This is a genomic window from Klebsiella sp. KP20-425-1 (assembly GCF_025813515.1).
Taxonomy (GTDB): domain Bacteria; phylum Pseudomonadota; class Gammaproteobacteria; order Enterobacterales; family Enterobacteriaceae; genus Klebsiella; species Klebsiella pneumoniae.
The window spans coordinates 3544755-3562400 of record NZ_CP109614.1 but is presented as its reverse complement, the minus strand read 5'-3'; the positions used below and the strand labels follow the sequence as shown (position 1 = coordinate 3562400).

Below are 17646 nucleotides of genomic sequence, written 5' to 3'. Positions count from 1 at the left end.
GATGCTGGAGCTGGACTTTACCCAGACCCTCGGTAGCCACTGCCTGCAGATCTGTGAAACTCTGCCCGCCAGCGGGATCACCGCCGTCTTTGGCGTCTCCGGCGCGGGCAAAACCTCGTTGATTAACGCCATCAGCGGCCTGACCCGACCCCAGGCGGGGCGGATCGTGCTCAACGGCAGGGTGCTGAACGACACCGCGCAGCGTATCTGCCTGGCGCCGGAGCAGCGCCGTATCGGCTATGTCTTTCAGGATGCGCGCCTGTTTCCCCATTATAAAGTGCGCGGCAATCTGCAGTATGGGATGGCGAAATCCATGGTCAGCCAGTTCGATAAGCTGGTGGATCTGCTGGGGATTGCGCCCTTGCTGGATCGGCTGCCGGGCCGGTTATCCGGCGGCGAAAAGCAGCGAGTGGCTATCGGCCGCGCTCTGCTGACCGCGCCGGAGCTGCTGCTGCTGGATGAGCCGCTGGCCTCGCTGGACATTCCGCGCAAACGCGAGCTATTGCCCTACCTGCAGCGGCTGGCGCAGGAGATCCATATTCCGATGCTCTACGTCAGCCACTCGCTGGATGAGATCCAGCATCTGGCCGATCGTGTGCTGGTGCTGGAGGCCGGTAAGGTGAAAGCTTTCGGTCCGCTGGAGGAGGTCTGGAGCAGCAGCGTGATGCACCCCTGGCTGCCGGCGGAACAGCAGAGTACGATCCTTAGCGCCACCGTCGCCGCGCAGCACCCGCAGTATGCGATGACGGCCCTGGCGCTGGGAGACCAGTTGCTGTGGGTCAACCGGCTCGAACGTCCCGCAGGCGACACCGCACGGATCCGCATTCAGGCGTCGGACGTTTCGCTGACACTGGCCCAGCCGTCCGGGACCAGCATCCGCAATATCTTGCGCGCCGAGGTGGCTCAGTGTCTGGAGGTCAACGGACAGATTGAAGTGCAGCTCAGAGTGAGTGGCCGTCTGCTATGGGCCAGGATTAGCCCATGGGCGCGGGACGACCTGGCGATAGCGCCAGGTCAGCAGGTGTTTGCCCAGATCAAAAGCGTGTCGATCGCCGCCTGATTACAGCAGTTGGCGGTAGATAAACTCGGCGATGCTCGTGGACTCATTGTCGCCGATGACTATGTTGGCGCGGGCTTTCACCTCGTCCACCGCGTTGCCCATCGCCACCCCGGTGCCCGCCGCTTCCAGCATGCTAAGATCGTTGTAGTTATCGCCGAAGGCCACCACATCCTGCATCGACAGCCCCTGGTCGGCCACCCATTGCGCCAGGCGTTTGCCTTTGCTGTTGCCGGCGCGCGCGATATCTACCTGATCGTGCCACGACCATTCGCACTCGAGGCCCAGCGTCTCGCCAACCTGCTGCGCAAACCGCTGCAGGCGGGGAATGTCGTCATCGGTGAGAGCGAATTTCCATACCGCGTTAACTTCGCGAACCGCCTGCGCCAGCGAATCGACCTGAGCGAAAACCGGACGCTGATCTTCCGGTAACGCCTGCGCCCAGTTGCGGGTGCGGATCACATGCCCGGTGGGGTGTTCATAAAGCATCGCGTCGTCCACATATGCCAGGCCGTGGATCTGCTGTTTGGCGAGCATGGCAGTGAGGCTTACCGCTTGCTCTACCGGCATAGGATCGGCGGCCAAAACCTTTTTTGCGTGATAATCATACAAATAGGTGCCATTACAACAAATTGCAGGTGTATCGAGAGCCAGTGCCTGATAAAAAGGATGGATAGCGACGTGATGACGTCCGGTGACGACGATGACCTGATAGCCTGCCTCTCTGGCGCGGGCCAGCGCCTCCAGCGAAGCGGGCAGAATGGTTTTTTTGCTGGTAAGCAGGGTGCCGTCTAAATCCAGGGCAATCACGCGTGTTGTCATGTGTTATTTCCGGTTGATGTTGAAAAGTGACCTGGCCATGATGGTACACCGCCGTGGCGTCAGGACCAATTTTTCCACATCTGTCGTGAATGTCTGTATGCCCTTTGTGCCGCCGTCCGGCGGAAATTCGGCGGACGATGCGAGTATCATGGGCGGATGTCTTATAATTTTCAGGGTGCTGTTATCCTGAAAATGAAAATTCCACGTGCAGTGAGGGAAGGAGTAGTCATGAAACAAACCGTTTATACCGCCAGCCCGGAAAGCCAACAAATCCATGTCTGGAGTCTTGAAGCGGACGGCAAACTGACGCTGGTGCAGGTGGTTGATGCCCCAGGGCAGGTCCAGCCGATGGTGGTCAGCCCCAACAAGGAATTTCTGTACGTTGGCGTTCGTCCGGAGTTTCGCGTGCTGGCCTATCGCATCACGCCGGATAACGGGGCGTTAACCTTTGCGGGCGAAGCTGCGCTGCCGGGCAGCCCGACCCATATCTCTACCGATCGTCATGGCCGCTTTGTCTTCAGCGCCTCCTACAATCAGGGCTGTGTCAGCGTGACCCCGCTGCACGACGGCCTGCCGGGCGAAACCATCACCGTGGTGGAAGGGCTGGAAGGCTGCCACTCGGCCAATATCTCCCCGGATAATCGCACCCTGTGGGTGCCGGCGCTGAAGCAGGATCGCATTTGCCTGTTTACCCTCAGCGACGATGGTTTCCTTTCGGCACAGGAGCCCGCGGAAGTGACGACCGTCGAGGGCGCCGGTCCGCGTCACATGGTATTCCATCCCAACCAGCAGTATGGTTACTGCGTCAATGAGCTAAACAGCTCGATTGACGTCTGGGAGCTGAAAGATCCTAAGGGCAACATCGAATGTGTACAGACCCTGGATATGATGCCGCCTGATTTTAGCGGCGTGCGCTGGGCGGCGGATATTCATATCACCCCGGATGGCCGTCATCTTTACGCCTGCGATCGTACCGCCAGCATCATCACGGTATTCAGCGTTTCGGAAGATGGTAGCGTGCTGGCGGTGGAAGGCTATCAGCCTACCGAGACCCAGCCGCGCGGCTTTAACCTCGATCACAGCGGTAAATATCTCATTGCCGCCGGGCAGAAGTCGCACCATATCGCGGTGTACGATATCGTCGGTGAGCAGGGACTGCTGCAGGAGAAAGGCCGCTATGCGGTTGGGCAGGGGCCGATGTGGGTGGTGGTCAACGCCCACTGAACCGCCATCAGGTAAAAGAAAAAACCTCGCCTTAGCGAGGTTTTTTTTGCTCAGAGCGGACAGGCTCTGCGGAGAAGGCGTTGTCCTGGCGGGCCAGAAGCGTGACGACGTTAGATATCGTCCATGGTGTAGCCAACGACAATCTCCAGCGTTTTTCGGATCACGTCCGCGGTCACCACGTCATCGGTGGTTTCCAGCGCCTGAATCAGCCATAAAATAATGGCCTTATTGTTCAGGTGACCCTCGGACTGGAGAATACTGTTGATGGCGAGCGACATGACGGCGGACTCATCAACCAGTTTATCACCGGCGTTACGGAAATAGTCGGAGAGCGCGGTGTCCTGCAGTCTTGCGTAAATATCTGGTTGCTGATGCATAGTCTGTCTCATCACATTCTCACTCTGTTTAATTCACCATGGTTGGGATAATCAGTGGATCTTTTTAACTTCCGACGGCATGCTGTCTGGCGCCAGCGAACCTCTGGTTTCCCAACGGCCATTGATTTTCTTTACCTGTAAAGGCGCGTACTTCCGCTGACGGATAAGCTTCGCGCAAATTTCTTCGATCACGGCAGCGATGATCTTTCTACGCTGGCGATCTGGTTCTGTCGCCTGCATTAACCGAAGTCGAACCAGCAGGGTCGGGGTGGTAATCGGGCGATTCGTTTTCAGAAGCGCTAGAACCGCCTCGCCGATGATTTCATCGGTTATTTCCTCAGTTTCACTGTTATTCATAACCGTCTCTATGCATGCCACCCTTTTCCTGAATAGGCGAACGGCATTCAGGTCAGCAGCAGGTTTGTGGAAGCGATCGCCCCTCATCTGCTACTGCGGCGCTGCAACAGGCGACGATCGATGGCGTTATTCCTGGCCAGCAAACAGCAGACCAATTAAGGTCTGATAGTGGCTCTCTTCCTCCGGCGCGCGAGCGCGGTCCAGGCGGCTCAACAGTTTGGTGCATAGCGCTTTGCGGTTGAGATGACGCCCTTCGTTAAGAATATCCATCACGATCTGACCCAGGGTTTCCTGCTGGGAAGGCAAAGATGCTTTGTTGAAATACTGGGCAATTGCGTTCGCTGTATCTGGAATGTAACCATTCTGCTGCATATGTGCTCCTTTCATTTCATTCATCTGTTAACTGCCATTAAACTTATACAATAATTATTAACCTGTACACACAAAGTTGCACAATAATGATTCATGTTAGTTTAACTATATGATTTTTAATTGTTTAATTTTTTTTGCCTGGCGCGGTTCTGGCTTGTAAAGGTGGGGTTTAGCGTTGCATGTTGTACAAGGAAAGAAAAAAAGGGAAAACCTTGCACAAAAAAGGGATTTTTAGTGTATCTTTTTTGTTAAGACAAAACGTAGTTTTACGAGACCCTTAGTCTGATAACTGCTACTGTGAATGCTTATCCCTCCCATCTGGAATCACTATGCTAACCACCATCATTTATCGCAGCCATATCTGCGACAATGTCTCATTCAAATCGATCGAGGCCATGGTCGCCAGGGCAAACGAAAGAAATGGGCAGGCGGACGTCACCGGTATTTTACTTTTTAACGGGACGCATTTTTTTCAACTCATTGAGGGGCCTGAAGAAAAGGTTCAGGATATTTATCAGCATATCTGCCGGGATCCTCGCCACTATAATCTGGTGGAGTTGCTTTGCGATTATGCGCCGTCCCGTCGTTTTGGTAAGGTCGGGATGGAACTGTTTGATTTACGCGAACACGATCGCGAGGAAGTTCTGCAGGCGGTGATGGACCGGGGGACGTCAAAATATCAGCTCACCTATGATGACCGGGCGCTGCAATTTTTCCGTACTTTTGTCGAAGCCACAGAAAAAGCGAACTATTTTGAGATTCCTTCCGCAGATAGTTGGGTTTTTATTCCTGATAAGGAGACGTTCTATCCTGATACCCCGATTATCGATAATACGGAAGGTTGTTCCTTTGCCTTCCAGCCGATTGTCGACCCTTTCGCCTGCGAAATTATTTCGTGGGAAGCGCTGTTGCGTACACCGGACGGGCAATCCCCCGGCGCCTATTTTGCCGGGCTGACCGGGGACGATATTTATCTCGCCGACCTGCACAGTAAACGGGTGGCGTTGTCGCTGGCGGGAAAATTAGGTTTACGTAATAAGGCGTTAAGCATTAATTTACTGCCGATGACCATGGTCAAAGCGCCGAATGCGGTGGCTTTCCTGCTCGACGAAATTAGTCGCAATGACCTTATTCCGGAGCAGATTATTGTCGAGTTCACTGAGCGGGAAGTGATTTCGCGGATGGACGATTTTACCGATGCGGTGCGCAAACTGAAGGGCGCGGGAATTAATCTTGCCATCGATCACTTCGGCGCCGGGTTTGCCGGGCTATCGCTGCTGGCGCAATACCAACCCGACAGAATTAAAATCGACCATGAGCTGATCCGCAATATCCACCAGGACGGACCGCGCCAGTCGATTGTACAGGCGATTATCAAATGCTGTACTTCTCTGGAGATTGCGGTCTCAGCCGTCGGCGTTGAGCGTGCTGAAGAGTGGATGTGGCTGGAATCAGCCGGTATTTCACAGTTTCAGGGCAATTTGTTCGCCAGCGCGCGCCTGGGGGGCCTACCCGCCGTCGCATGGCCGGAGAAAAAATGAACCACCGCGAAATCAGCTAAACATTTTTTCATCTTTTTTCCCGGGCGCTGTGAGCCGCAACCTGATATCTTTATCTGTACAAGAAAATAGAGTTGTACAGGATGCCTGAATTCGTTAGTTTAGGTATTAAGGTATCAGGTTGATGTGAGGCTGCTATGGCGTTTTACAGTATCGGTGAAGTCGCCGAACGTTGCGGAATCAATCCGGTCACACTGCGCGCCTGGCAGCGTCGTTACGGTCTACTGAAACCGCAGCGTAGCGAAGGCGGGCATCGACAATTTGATGAAGAAGATATCCTGCGTATCGAAGAGATCAAGCGCTGGATAGAGCGCGGTGTATCAGTAGGGAAAGTCAAAGCGCTGCTGGAGGATAACCTGCCGGCGGCGCGCGACGAATCCGCGCATCTTCAGGAAGAGATGATGTCCATTCTGCGTTATATGCAGCCCGCCAGAATCCGCGCCAAATTAATGGCGCTCAGTCATCAACACCCCGTCGACACCCTCATCGATAGCCTGTTAGTGCCGGTACGACAGCGTCTCAAGCTGGATCAGAATACCTCGCTGGTGATTAGCAGCATGCTGGACGGCCTGTTAATTGACTGCGTAGCGTTGTTTCTCGCCGAAGCGCGTAAAAAAAATGGCAAAGAGACGCTGCTGGTGGGCTGGAGCAATGAGGACAGGACGCGTCTGTGGCTGGAGGCATGGCGTCTTTCCCAACGCGGCTGGCATGTCAACGTTCTCGCCGAACCGCTGGAGTCGCCGCGGCCTGAGCTATTTCCCGGGCAGCATATTTTCGTCTGGACCGGACGTGCCGCCACGCCTCTGCAGGAGGAGCTGCTCAGCCACTGGCAGGAGCAGGGCTTCAGCATCCATTTTCACGGCCAAAATTAAGCGCCCCGATCCGTGGTGCGGATCAGGGCTTGAGTGCTTGGTTACAGGTGAATCTGGCTCCAGGATTTGAACGTTTCGCTGCGGCTGATATTAAAAAAATCGGTTCTACCGCTGCAGCCGAGCTTTTTAATCAGATTCAGCCGGATCTGATAAATGGTTTTTATATGCAGGTTTAGCGACCGGCCAATGCTGGCGACTGCTTCGCCATTGCTGATAAGTTGAATAACTTTCTTTTCCCGCTCGGTAAACTGCACCGAGGCGCCTGGCGCCGGATGGGTTTTGTAATAGCGGGTGGGTTGATGCAGAAATATCTTTAACTCTTCCGGCGTCGAGTTGGCCGGTAAGCGCAGCATAGGCAGTTCACTAAGAAAATTAAGATCGTTGCCTTCGGTTAACAGAATAAATAATGTATCCCGCCGATTATAGTTGTGCTGCAGTACCGCGAAATAATTGTCGCTGGTGAAGAAAACATGTTTTTTGCGGAAGTAAGATGCCGGCAGGCTATTCAGGATCAGCGACATCCCATAGAGAAGAAAACCATTATCAAACCACAGATCGTAATGCTCAGAACGATAGCAAGTATTATGGTGTGACATTTTTTTGCCTCAGTTAGCCGATAGAGACCCAGGCGCGCCGGTACAGCAGGTCGAAGCCTGCTGCCAGCACAGTGGGTTTATTTAATGATGAGGTTTGCTGTACAGCATATCCAGCGCCTGCAGATAGAGATCGGAAAGTATTTCGTTACTTTCCGTTTGCAGACGATGCTGGATTTCCGTAATCATCCGCTCATTATTTACCGTTCTGTGCTGCTTAATGAGCGTATTCTCAATATTCTTCATCAGGGCCGAATTGAAGACAAACTCTGCTGGAATGGTATTTTTAATATGCATAGCTCGAACTCTCCCACGTATAAAGCAAACAGACAATAAAAGTCGCAGCGTACCGTTGGTACGCGCCAAGTCACGAACAGGAAATGTATAACCAGGAACCACCGTCCGACTCGCTGCGCAATCGTCAAGCTTCCCCGCTTTGTTGCGCAACAAGCAGTTAACACTCCAAAACTATAGACGCTGATTTCACTATGTACAACTTTTTTCATTACTATATGTACAACGTAACGGCTTATTTTTTGTGTGTGTTTTAATTTGTTGATTTATAATAATTTTATTAAGTAATAACTTGTACAGAAAAGTCGGGTTGTGCAGGATTTAGCTGTAAAACCAGCGGGAAGAAGCTGATGATGGTAGAAGAAAGCCAATTGTGAAAATTCTGTCATGGCTGGCGAAATGCATGAAATTGCGCCGACGCGCGAAGGGGTAAACAGCAACGCTGTCGTCGACAGGTGGCTTTCTTCCGCGTCGGAGTCTGAGCATAGCGGAAAATATGATGAGGCTTTGTCTGCTTTTTGCACAGTAAGGTAAAGGGGTAACGTCTGCCATGTCGTAAACGGCCCATTCGATTTGTTGGCGAATAAGGGCTGTGCTACGCTTTTTGGTAACGACGCGGCGGTTTGGCATCGTTATTTTTCCCCCATTTCCCTGTCGAGTCTTATACCCCTGTCACGACCGGTAAATACGGCAAAAGCTTTCTGTCCCTGGACAGGCCTTGAGGACTGAGGAGGGAAAATGCGCGGCAAAAGCGTGATGCTCCTGGCCGGGTTAGCCTCTCTCGCGCAGGCGAACGAACTTAACCTCTATTCGGTGAATACCGGTTCCTATGTTTACCATCTGACCAATAATCACGGACAATATACAGAGAATTTCGAAAATCATTTTTTCTCAGTGGAGCGGAAATTCTCTGCAGACTCCAAATACAGCCTTCTGCTTGGCACTATGAATAACAGCTTCAACGATCGCTGCCTGGCGCTGGGGGTGAGAAGAGACTGGTACCACAGCGGCAGCGGGTGGACCTTCAAAGGCGTTTACGGCTATACCGGCGAATTCTTCTTCGACGCCTTCGAGCATTGCGGCGATCATGGCTCCTATAAAGACTTTAAGGACGCCACGGGGATCGGCTTTTCACCCTATATCTACCACGCTATCCAGTATAACTTCACCGATTATTTCGCCGTTGAAAGCGGCATTATTATTCCCAGCGTGTTTGTGATCAGTATCCAGTGGAGCTTCCGCTAAATCGTCCCGTTGTCGGTTACAAGGTAATCACCTTCCTGAGCAGCGTACTGGAGAGCGCGGCAAGGGAAATGAGCACCGACAGGACAAAGGTCAGCGCTATTACCCCCAACTTGGTGGCTAGCGAGTGCACAGGGATGAGCATCACCAGCAGGTGAAACACGGAATAGTGGAGGATATAAACCCCGGTCATCGCTTTACTGACCGTCGCCAGCACGGCCTCTTTCCACTCGCGGTTCTTTTTAAACTGCACGGCGTTAGCGGCGATCACCAGCAGGACGATCAGGATATAAATTTGCGATCCCGTGAGAATGAACGCATTACGATCTGCTTTAAACAGGGCGAAGAAGAAATGGCGTTCATAAAACCAGGTAAATAAATAGACAAAGGGCAGGGCGATAATCGACCCTTTAATCACCTGTGGGTTGCGTATCCACTCCGCGACCTTTGGATCGTTAAACAACTGCCCGGTTAAATAAAACAGTAGCCATATCCACAGGCGATACTGCGGCGGCAAACTGAAAAGATGTCTGTCCGGGTAGATCACCGAGAGCAGGTCGTAACCGTAGGAGCAGCACAGCAGCGTCAGGAGCACGGCGAAAAAGAGCCCGCGCCGCTGGCTGAGCCAGGCGATCAAAGGATGAAAGGTATAGATGACAATCAGGGCGAAAATAAACCAGGGCTGGATCAGGTAGCCGCGCTGGTAAGGCTCCCAGACATAATAGACCGTCACCCAAAACAGAAAGACGATGACCACGTTTTTAATTTTACCAATTTGCCAGTTGGCATCGTGGCGCGTCTGCGCATCAAGATAGCCGGCCACGACAAAAAACAGCGGCGTCGCGATGGTCGAGATAAAGGTCAGCAGCCCGAGGATCCAGTGATAGTCATAATCAAAGCGATCCCAGGTGTTATAGATGGTGAAAAAGGTCACCGCTGTCATACAGCCTAATGTCTTGATAATGCTCAGACCGGTACTGTTCATCGTTGAGGCGTCATATCCTTATGGTGAAAGCAGGCGTAAATCACCGGCAGAACCAGCAGCGTCAGCACGGTGGCAAAGGCGAGGCCGAACATGATCACCACCGCCATACTCTGGAAAAAGACATCGCGCAGCAGCGGGGCCAGGCCAAGTACGGTGGTGAAGGCGGTCAGCAGGATCGGCCGCAGACGAGAGGTTGCCGCATCAATAATAGCTTGTCGTTGATCTTTCTCCTGTTTTTGTTGCTCTATCTCTTCTACCAGCACAATGCCGTTACGGATCAGCATACCGCTCAGGCTGAGCAAGCCGATTAAGGCCATAAAGCCGAAGGGGATGCCGGTAAGCAGAAAGCCGGGTGTGACCCCGATCAGCGCCAGCGGAACGGTCAGCCAGATGGCGACGGCGTTTTTCAGCGAACTGAACATCAGCACCGTTATGATAAACATCACCAGATAGCCAAGCGGCAGGGTTGTAAACAGTCCCTGCTGCGCCTCACTGGAGTTCTCGGCATCGCCGCCCCATTCGATACGGTAGCCGTGGGGCAGCGGCAGTGCGTCAATGCGCGGTTTCACCCGCGCGAGAATATCACCCGAGGTTTGGCCGCTTAGCGGGCTGGGGTCGGTCTGGACCGTCAGCACCCGGGTACGATCCCGGCGGAGGATCAACGGATCTTCCCACTCCAGGGCGAAACCATTGATGACGTTACTCAGCGGGATATATTGCTGGCGACTCTGGCTCCAGACCAGCACATTATTCAGATGGTTGGCATCCTGACGTTCTGCTTCCGGCGGCCGGACGATCACTGGCAGCAGATCGGCCCCTTCACGATATAACCCGGCGCGACTCCCGGAGAAATTCATCTCCAGCGCGTTATCAATATCCTGTTTATCCACCCCCAGCTCGCGTCCCAGCGCCGGGGAATACTGCGGGCGGATCACTTTGCTGCGGTTCTGCCAGTCATTACGCACGCTGTCGGTCGCCGGGTCCGCGGCGAGGATATCGCCTACCTGACTCGCCAGCGCGCGCAGCGTATCCGGGTCTGGGCCCTTAATGCGCACCTCAATCGCGCTATCTCCGGAGGGGCCGAACATAATGCGTTTGGTGCTGGCGTTAACCTGCGGGTAGTTTCTGGCAATCCAGTCCTCCACGTGGCGGGTGACAGGGGCGATGCCGCGTTGATCATCCATCCGCACCATAATCTGCGCGTAGTTGCTGTACTGGCGCTGCCCACTGTAGGTGAGAATGAAACGCATACTGCCCTGGCCGATGGTGGAGACGGTGGTGACCACCCCCGGCTGACCGGCTATCGACCGCTCGATATCCCGGGTCATCTTCTCCGTGGCGTTTATATCGGTACCGTAGGGTAGCCACAGGTTGACAAAGAATATAGGCGTATTCGATGACGGAAAAAAATTCTGCCGAACAAAGGTAAAGCCCCAGATCGCTCCGGCTAACAGCGCGCCCATCAGCACCAGGGTCAGGGTCTTTTGCTGCAGCAGTATTCGCAGCGCCTGCTGATAGCCACGGTAAAAGCTGCCGCGGTAAGGATCGGCCTTTTCCTCCGCGGCGGCGGCCGACGGGGCGTTTTTAAACAACCACCACTTAATAAGCACCGGGGTGATGGTCAGAGCGGAAAACCAGCTCAGCATCAGGGAGATCAGCAGCACCTGGAACAGCGATTTGCAATACTCCCCGGTAGAGTCCTGGGAAAGGCCAATCGGCGCGAAGGCGAGGATGGCGATGATCGTCGCGCCAAGCAGCGGCAGGGCAGAGCGACGGATCACATAGTTAATCGCGCCAAGCAGCGGAGAGCCTTGCTGACGGGCGATGAGCACCCCTTCGACAATCACAATGGCATTGTCCACCAACATACTCAGGGCGATGATAAGCGCTCCGAGGGAGATCCGTTGTAGTTCGATCCCCCAGATATACATGATAAGCAGGGTGCCGAGAACGTTGAGCGCCAGCGACAGAGCAATAATAATCCCGCTGCGCACCCCCATAAATACCAGCAGCACGCCGACGACAATCGCCAGGGCCATCAGAAAATTGGTAATAAAGCCATTGACCGAGTGGGCGACCTCAGCTGCCTGATCGTAAAAAATAGCGATGTCGATGCCCGCCGGTTTGTCGGCGGCCATCTGCTGGAGGCGGGCCTCGAGAGCGTGGCCGACGTCAATAACGTTGACGCCAGGGATAAAAGAAACTCCCATGGTCACCGCCTGGCGCCCGTTGGCATGATAGATACTGGCCGGCGAGTCGGTTAGCCCGCGCGACAGCGTAGCAATATCCCGCAGTCGGGTGGTGGCGCTGGCGCCGTGAGGGCTGACCAGCAGATCTCCCAGCTCATCGATGCTCTGAAACTCACCGGTGGGGTGGAGGCGGATCGATTCGCTGCCAACGCGGATCTCCCCGGCGCTGGACACCACGTTGAGTCGGGCCAGGATTGCGGCGAGCTGGTTGAGGGTGATCCCGCGCGCCGCCATCTTCGCCAGCGAGATATCCACATTGATCTGCTGCGGAATGACGCCGCCGATAGCGACTTTACCGACCCCCGGCACCAGCACCAGCTCCCGGCGCAACTGTTCGGCATAGCGCACCAGCTCCGGGTTGGTAAAACTGTCGCCCGAGATAGCGAAGAAAAAGCCAAACACATCGCCAAAGTCATCGTTGACGAAAGGGGGGACTACGCCAGGGGGGAAAAGGCGGCTGGCGTCACCGACCCGGCGACGTAGCTCATCCCAGATTTGCGGCAGCTCGCTGGAATGGTACTGCGAAGCAATATTCACCGTAATTTGCGATAAGCCATTCGAGGAGATGGAGCTGACGTTATCCAGCGAGGGAAGCTGCTGAATCGCGTTTTCCAGCGGCAGGGTAACCTCCTCTTCCACCTGCTGAGCGGACGCGCCAGGGTAGTGGGTGACGATCACCGCCGTTTTGATGGTGAAGGCGGGATCTTCCAGGCGGCCGATATTGAGCAGGGCGAGCAGGCCACCCACCCCTAACAGCAAAATGGCTAACCAGACGCGGGTCGGGTTGTTAATAAACTGACGGGAAATATCCATTTATAATCCTCGTTCACGCGTCCAGACCCGCACCGGCTGCCCGGCATGCAGCTCGCTCACGCCCGCCGCAACCACCTGTTCACCCGCGCGGAGACCGTCGGTGATCGCCACTCCCTGCGAAGTCACCTCGCCGACGGTGACCTTACGCTCCTCAAGATATCGATGCGCGTTATCGCCTTTCACCACCCAGACTACCGGCTCGTTCTTTGGCCGGTTATCGGGGTTAAACACCGCCTCCGCTGGCACAATGAGGGTTTCCCGTCCGGCGCTGGCCGGTAAATTGCCGAGATTGACCGTCACGGTGCCGCTGACCCCGCCGACGGCGGGAAAATCATCTGGCCGCGGCATGGTTAACACGATCTGCCAGGTGAGGGTGCTATTGTCGCTGCTGCCGGTATGCTCTTTGTATTCCGCGGTAAACTCGCGGCCCGGCAGGGTATTGATCCTGACGACGGGACGGTAGGCGGTATTGCGGATATCCAGGGAGGTGAACAGATTTTCGGGAATGCTGAAGACCACATCCAGCAGGTCGGTCCGCGTCAGGGTGATCACCGGTTGGCCGGCGGCGACCACCTGATGGTTGCGGATATGCACGCCGGCGGCAATCCCGCTAAAGGGCGCGATGAGGCTCATTTGCGCCAGCTCTTCGCGAGCGATTTTTAAGGCCGCATTGGCGGCATCGCGATTGGCGCGCTGCACGTCCATCTCCGCCTGGGAAATCGCCTGGCGCCCGGCCAGAGTCTGGAAGCGGTCGAATTGACGCTGGGCGAGAGTGGCCGCCGTTTGCCGCTCATTGACCCGTTGCTGGGCCTCGCGGGCATTCAGGCGCGCCAGCGTTTGCCCCTGGGCGACGCTTGCCCCCTGACGAATATCTAGCGACTCCACCTGGCCACCCCGCTTAAACGACAGTTCGGTGGAATCGCCAGACTCAATGCGTGCCGGAAACGTTCGCTGCTGGGTATTGCCCACGGCGGTCACCTGCGCCACTTTAACCATGCGCGGGGCGGACTCGACGGTGGGTGCTTTCTGATCGCAAGCGGTTGTAAATATAATAACAACCGGGATGAGAGAAAAATAACGGTTCACAATATTCCCCTCAGATTCAGGATTTATTTTACATTTTTATTACATGGCGCCTGCTTATTCTGCGAGAGCGGCGACGACCAGATAAGTGAAGAGCCCCACCGCTGTGCAGGCGACAATGGCCAGCGCGACAAACAAACCCAGGCGTAACAGGCTATAACCCAACATAATTTCCTCCCTTTACTCCCACCCGAACCGTGAATGTCATTTAATTCGGCCCCCACTGTGACCACCGGACATTCGGAGCGGCATGCCTGCTTGTAATCAGCATAGTCGGAGAAAATATGAAGTGTTAAAAAAGAGAATGCCGCGAGCGTTGGCGGCATTGAGGGGAAAGCGCAGGAGATCCGCAGAGAATATGCGGTTTTTATAATATTTTTCAGTCTATTAATCCGCCATTTTCTAATGTTAATTTTCCTGTGCTACGTTTAATAACATCTATTCCGCTCGCCGCTTCTGTTGTTGAGATTTCGTTCCTCCCCAAGTAAGGGGCTATTCATCACTACGCATTGTATTGGTAATAAAAGGATTATCTCATGTATAAAAATATCGTTGTTCCCGTTGACGTGTTTGATGCAGGCCTGGCCGACAAAGCGCTCTCTCATGCGAAATTCCTCGCCCAACATTCTGCCGGGCAAATTCATCTTATCCATGTTATTCCGGCCTTTTCTCCTGTATTAACCCGCGGATTTATCTCTGATGCCCGAAAGATGGAAGACCATTTGCTTAATACCGCTAAGGAAAAGCTGAGCGAGCTGGTGAAGAAAAATGGGCTTGCGGAAGACGCCAGCCATCTTTATGTGCGCAGTGGCAATGTTCGCGATCAAGTGATTGCCCTGGCCGATGAGCTGAAAGCGGATGTGGTGATTGTCGGTTCGCGCAATCCGGGGATCCAGACTCATCTGCTGGGCTCGGAAGCGGCCAATATCGTGCGCTATGCCCATGTACCAGTGTTCGTTGTGCGCTGATGATGGCGGGATGTCGCCCTGACTTCCGCTTCAGAAATCGAGGGAAAGAGTATGAATACAGATAAACCGGGGGCGCCCTATTATCAGCGCTCCGTCGAGGAGACTCTCGCCAGCGTGCAGAGTTCGCCGGAAGGGATTAGCGGAACAGAGGCGGCTACGCGCCTGCAGCAGTATGGCGAAAACGCCCTGCCGCAGAAGCCGGGTAAACCCGCCTGGCTGCGTTTTATTGCGCATTTTAACGATGTGCTGATCTATGTCCTGCTGGCGGCAGCGTTGCTCAAGGCGGTGATGGGCCATTGGATCGACATGGCGGTGATCCTCGCCGTGGCGGTGGTCAATGCGCTGATCGGCTTCATTCAAGAGAGTAATGCGGAAAAATCGCTGCAGAGTATCCGCAATATGCTGTCCAGCGAGGCGGTGGCGATCCGTCAGGGCAACCATGAAACCATCCCCACCACCTCGCTGGTACCTGGCGATATCGTGGTGATCCGCGCCGGCGACCGTATCCCCGCCGATCTACGGGTGATTGAGGCGCACAACCTGCGGGTGGAAGAGGCGATCCTCACCGGCGAGTCGACGGTGGTGGAAAAAACCACCGAGCCGCTAAGCGGCGATTTACCGCTCGGCGATCGCAGCAACCTGTTGTTTTCCGGGACCACCGTTAGCTCAGGGGCGGGAAAAGGGATCGTGGTGGCCACCGGCGGCGATACCGAGCTGGGCCATATCAACCAAATGATGGCGGGCATTGAGAAACACCGCACGCCGCTGCTGGTGCAAATGGACAAGCTGGGCAAAGCCATCTTTATCCTTATTCTGGTGATGATGGCGGCGCTGTTCGTCTTTAGCCTGCTGTTCCGCGATATGCCGGTCTCCGAACTGATGCTGTCGTTGATTAGCCTCGCGGTGGCATCGGTCCCGGAAGGGTTGCCGGCGATTATCTCGATTATTCTGTCGCTCGGCGTACAGGCGATGGCCCGTCAGAAAGCGATTATCCGCAAGCTGCCGACGGTGGAAACCCTCGGCGCGATGACGGTTATCTGCTCGGATAAAACCGGGACCCTGACCATGAACGAAATGACGGTGAAGGCGGTGATCACTGCCGACAGCGTCTATCGGGTGGAAGGGGATAGCTATGAGCCGGTCGGTAAGATCCACGCCATTGACGATCCGACGCCGGTCACGATCGCGCCCGGCTCGCTGTTCGAGCGCTATCTGCGCACCATCGATCTGTGTAACGACAGCCAGCTTATCAAAGAGGAGAGCGGGCTGTGGAAAATCACCGGCGGCCCGACCGAGGGGGCGCTGAAGGTGCTGGCGGCGAAGGTCACTCTGCCGCCGCTGACCAGCGAACTGCGCAGTAAAATTCCTTTTGATTCGCAATATAAATACATGTCGACCCTCTACCGGCTGGGTGAAGAGGAGGTCGTGCTGGTCACTGGCGCGCCGGATGTCCTGTTCCGCCTGTGCCAGTATCAGCAGAGCGACAGCGGATTGCAGCCGCTGGATCTCCCGTACTGGGAAGGCAAAATTGAAGAGTACGCCCGGGAAGGGCTACGGATGGTGGCCGCAGCCTGGAAGCCGGCTGCCGCAGGCCAGACCGAACTGACCCATCAGGATCTGCAGCAAGGGGTGATTTTGCTAGGGGTCGCCGGGATGATGGATCCGCCGCGTCCGGAGGCCATCACGGCGATTGCCGACTGCCTGCAGGCCGGGATCCGCGTGAAGATGATCACCGGCGACCACCCGCAAACGGCGATGAGCATCGGCAAGATGCTGGGGATTGGCAATGCGGGAAATGCCATTACCGGACGCGAGCTGGAGGTGATGGACGACGCGCAGCTGAGCGTAGCCGCGCAGCAGTTTGATATCTTCGCCCGCACCAGCCCGGAAGATAAGTTCCGCCTGGTGCAGGCTCTGCAGAGTAAGAAAGAAATTGTCGGAATGACCGGCGATGGGGTGAACGATGCCCCGGCGTTGAAGCAGGCTGACGTCGGCGTGGCGATGGGGATCAAGGGGACCGAGGTGACCAAGGAGGCCGCCGATATGGTGCTGACCGATGATAACTTCGCCACCATCGCCAGCGCAGTCCGCGAGGGGCGCCGGGTGTATGACAACCTGAAGAAAACCATTCTCTTCGTCATGCCGACCAACCTTGCCCAGGGGTTACTGATCGTGATCGCGCTGCTGGCGGGCAACGTACTGCCGCTCACGCCGGTGTTGATCCTGTGGATGAACATGGCCACCTCCGCCACGCTGTCGTTTGGCCTGGCGTTTGAAGCCGGTGAGAAAAATATTATGCGGCGGCCGCCGCGCGATCCGAAAATTCACGTGATGGACGGCTTTGCCATCTGGCGCGTAGCGTTTGTGGGGTCAATGATTGCGGTCAGCGCCTTTATTCTCGAAGCCTGGCTGCAGCCGCGCGGCTATTCGCCGGAGTTTATCCGTACCGTGCTGTTGCAGACTCTGGTCACCGCCCAGTGGTTCTATATGCTGAACTGCCGCGTATCGGATGGATTCTCGTTAACCAAAGGTCTGCTGGCCAACAAAGGGATCTGGATCGTCAGCGGCGTACTGCTGCTGCTGCAGCTGCTGATTATCTACGCGCCTTTTATGCAGATGCTGTTCGGCACCACCGGGCTGCCGTTCCGCTACTGGGTGATCACCTTTATCATCGGCTTCGCCATGTTCCTGATCGTGGAACTGGAAAAACCGCTGACCCGCAAATGGCGTTCCGCCTGACGGCGTGAAGCGCTGAACGAAAAAGAAAAGAGGGGGCATG

17 protein-coding genes are annotated in these 17646 nt (G+C 55.2%); 8 read left to right on the top strand and 9 right to left on the bottom strand.

The genetic code is table 11. From position 1 onward, the window contains the following. Position 1 precedes the first annotated feature (1 nt). A complete protein-coding gene (gene modC / locus OHJ17_RS17540; RefSeq protein WP_020953483.1) occupies positions 2-1060 on the top strand; it encodes a molybdenum ABC transporter ATP-binding protein ModC in 1059 nt (352 codons plus the stop codon). Here modC and OHJ17_RS17535 read toward each other — a convergent pair whose 3' ends face one another. Then, positions 1061-1879 (bottom strand): pyridoxal phosphatase, encoded by an 819-nt coding sequence (locus tag OHJ17_RS17535; protein ID WP_002895164.1) that lies wholly within the window; start codon positions 1877-1879, stop codon positions 1061-1063. A 228-nt stretch (positions 1880-2107) separates the two neighbouring features. Between OHJ17_RS17535 and pgl the strand changes: the two genes are divergently transcribed. After that, positions 2108-3103: a 6-phosphogluconolactonase gene (gene pgl / locus OHJ17_RS17530; RefSeq protein ID WP_002895166.1), complete on the top strand. Its 996-nt coding sequence runs from the start codon at positions 2108-2110 to the stop codon at positions 3101-3103. Positions 3104-3213: 110 nt separating this feature from the next. On the opposite strand, the gene OHJ17_RS17525 is transcribed toward pgl, so the two are convergent. From OHJ17_RS17525 to ycgZ, 3 genes are all read right to left on the bottom strand, one after another. Next, positions 3214-3480, bottom strand: coding sequence for a biofilm development regulator YmgB/AriR family protein (locus tag OHJ17_RS17525; RefSeq protein WP_002895168.1), 267 nt, complete (start codon positions 3478-3480; stop codon positions 3214-3216). A gap of 51 nt (positions 3481-3531) precedes the next feature. Beyond that, on the bottom strand, positions 3532-3837 hold the full coding sequence (locus OHJ17_RS17520) for a hypothetical protein (protein ID WP_032433858.1): 306 nt from the start codon (positions 3835-3837) through the stop codon (positions 3532-3534). A gap of 126 nt (positions 3838-3963) precedes the next feature. Then, positions 3964-4209, bottom strand: coding sequence for a regulatory protein YcgZ (ycgZ, locus tag OHJ17_RS17515; RefSeq protein ID WP_004151693.1), 246 nt, complete (start codon positions 4207-4209; stop codon positions 3964-3966). 329 nt (positions 4210-4538) lie between these two features. On the opposite strand from ycgZ, the gene OHJ17_RS17510 reads away from it, so the two are divergent. Beyond that, entirely contained in the window at positions 4539-5750 is a 1212-nt protein-coding gene (locus tag OHJ17_RS17510; protein WP_004147656.1) for a diguanylate phosphodiesterase, read from the top strand. Positions 5751-5905: 155 nt separating this feature from the next. Then, a complete protein-coding gene (locus OHJ17_RS17505) occupies positions 5906-6640 on the top strand; it encodes a MerR family transcriptional regulator (RefSeq protein ID WP_004176830.1) in 735 nt (244 codons plus the stop codon). Positions 6641-6681: 41 nt separating this feature from the next. Here the strand turns inward: OHJ17_RS17505 and OHJ17_RS17500 are convergent, their stop codons facing one another. Together OHJ17_RS17500 and OHJ17_RS17495 are read right to left on the bottom strand one after the other, a co-directional pair. Continuing rightward, on the bottom strand, positions 6682-7236 hold the full coding sequence (locus tag OHJ17_RS17500; protein WP_004151695.1) for a helix-turn-helix transcriptional regulator: 555 nt from the start codon (positions 7234-7236) through the stop codon (positions 6682-6684). Between the two features lie 81 nt (positions 7237-7317). After that, entirely contained in the window at positions 7318-7530 is a 213-nt protein-coding gene (locus OHJ17_RS17495) for a biofilm development regulator YmgB/AriR family protein (protein ID WP_002895280.1), read from the bottom strand. Between the two features lie 384 nt (positions 7531-7914). Between OHJ17_RS17495 and OHJ17_RS17490 the strand changes: the two genes are divergently transcribed. Together OHJ17_RS17490 and OHJ17_RS17485 are read left to right on the top strand one after the other, a co-directional pair. Next, complete coding sequence (locus OHJ17_RS17490) at positions 7915-8061, top strand: hypothetical protein (RefSeq protein ID WP_009483834.1); 147 nt, start codon at positions 7915-7917, stop codon at positions 8059-8061. 204 nt (positions 8062-8265) lie between these two features. Beyond that, complete coding sequence (locus OHJ17_RS17485) at positions 8266-8772, top strand: hypothetical protein (protein WP_002895283.1); 507 nt, start codon at positions 8266-8268, stop codon at positions 8770-8772. Between the two features lie 16 nt (positions 8773-8788). Here OHJ17_RS17485 and OHJ17_RS17480 read toward each other — a convergent pair whose 3' ends face one another. The 3 genes from OHJ17_RS17480 to OHJ17_RS17470 are packed head-to-tail and all read right to left on the bottom strand — an operon-like array spanning position 8789 to position 13902. Further along, positions 8789-9712, bottom strand: a complete 924-nt coding sequence (locus tag OHJ17_RS17480) for an acyltransferase (RefSeq protein ID WP_072223227.1) — start codon at positions 9710-9712, stop codon at positions 8789-8791. A 38-nt stretch (positions 9713-9750) separates the two neighbouring features. Then, the gene (locus OHJ17_RS17475; protein ID WP_032432821.1) at positions 9751-12816 is read right to left on the bottom strand and encodes an efflux RND transporter permease subunit; all 3066 of its coding nucleotides are present in this window, start codon (positions 12814-12816) and stop codon (positions 9751-9753) included. Next, a complete protein-coding gene (locus tag OHJ17_RS17470) occupies positions 12817-13902 on the bottom strand; it encodes an efflux RND transporter periplasmic adaptor subunit (protein WP_004147662.1) in 1086 nt (361 codons plus the stop codon). Positions 13903-14435: 533 nt separating this feature from the next. On the opposite strand from OHJ17_RS17470, the gene OHJ17_RS17465 reads away from it, so the two are divergent. Both OHJ17_RS17465 and OHJ17_RS17460 read left to right on the top strand, forming a co-directional pair. Next, positions 14436-14867 carry a universal stress protein gene (locus tag OHJ17_RS17465; protein WP_004183465.1) on the top strand — a complete coding sequence of 144 codons (432 nt, stop codon included), beginning with the start codon at positions 14436-14438 and terminating at the stop codon, positions 14865-14867. A 51-nt stretch (positions 14868-14918) separates the two neighbouring features. Further along, on the top strand, positions 14919-17606 hold the full coding sequence (locus tag OHJ17_RS17460; protein WP_004179084.1) for a cation-transporting P-type ATPase: 2688 nt from the start codon (positions 14919-14921) through the stop codon (positions 17604-17606). Positions 17607-17646 lie beyond the last annotated feature (40 nt).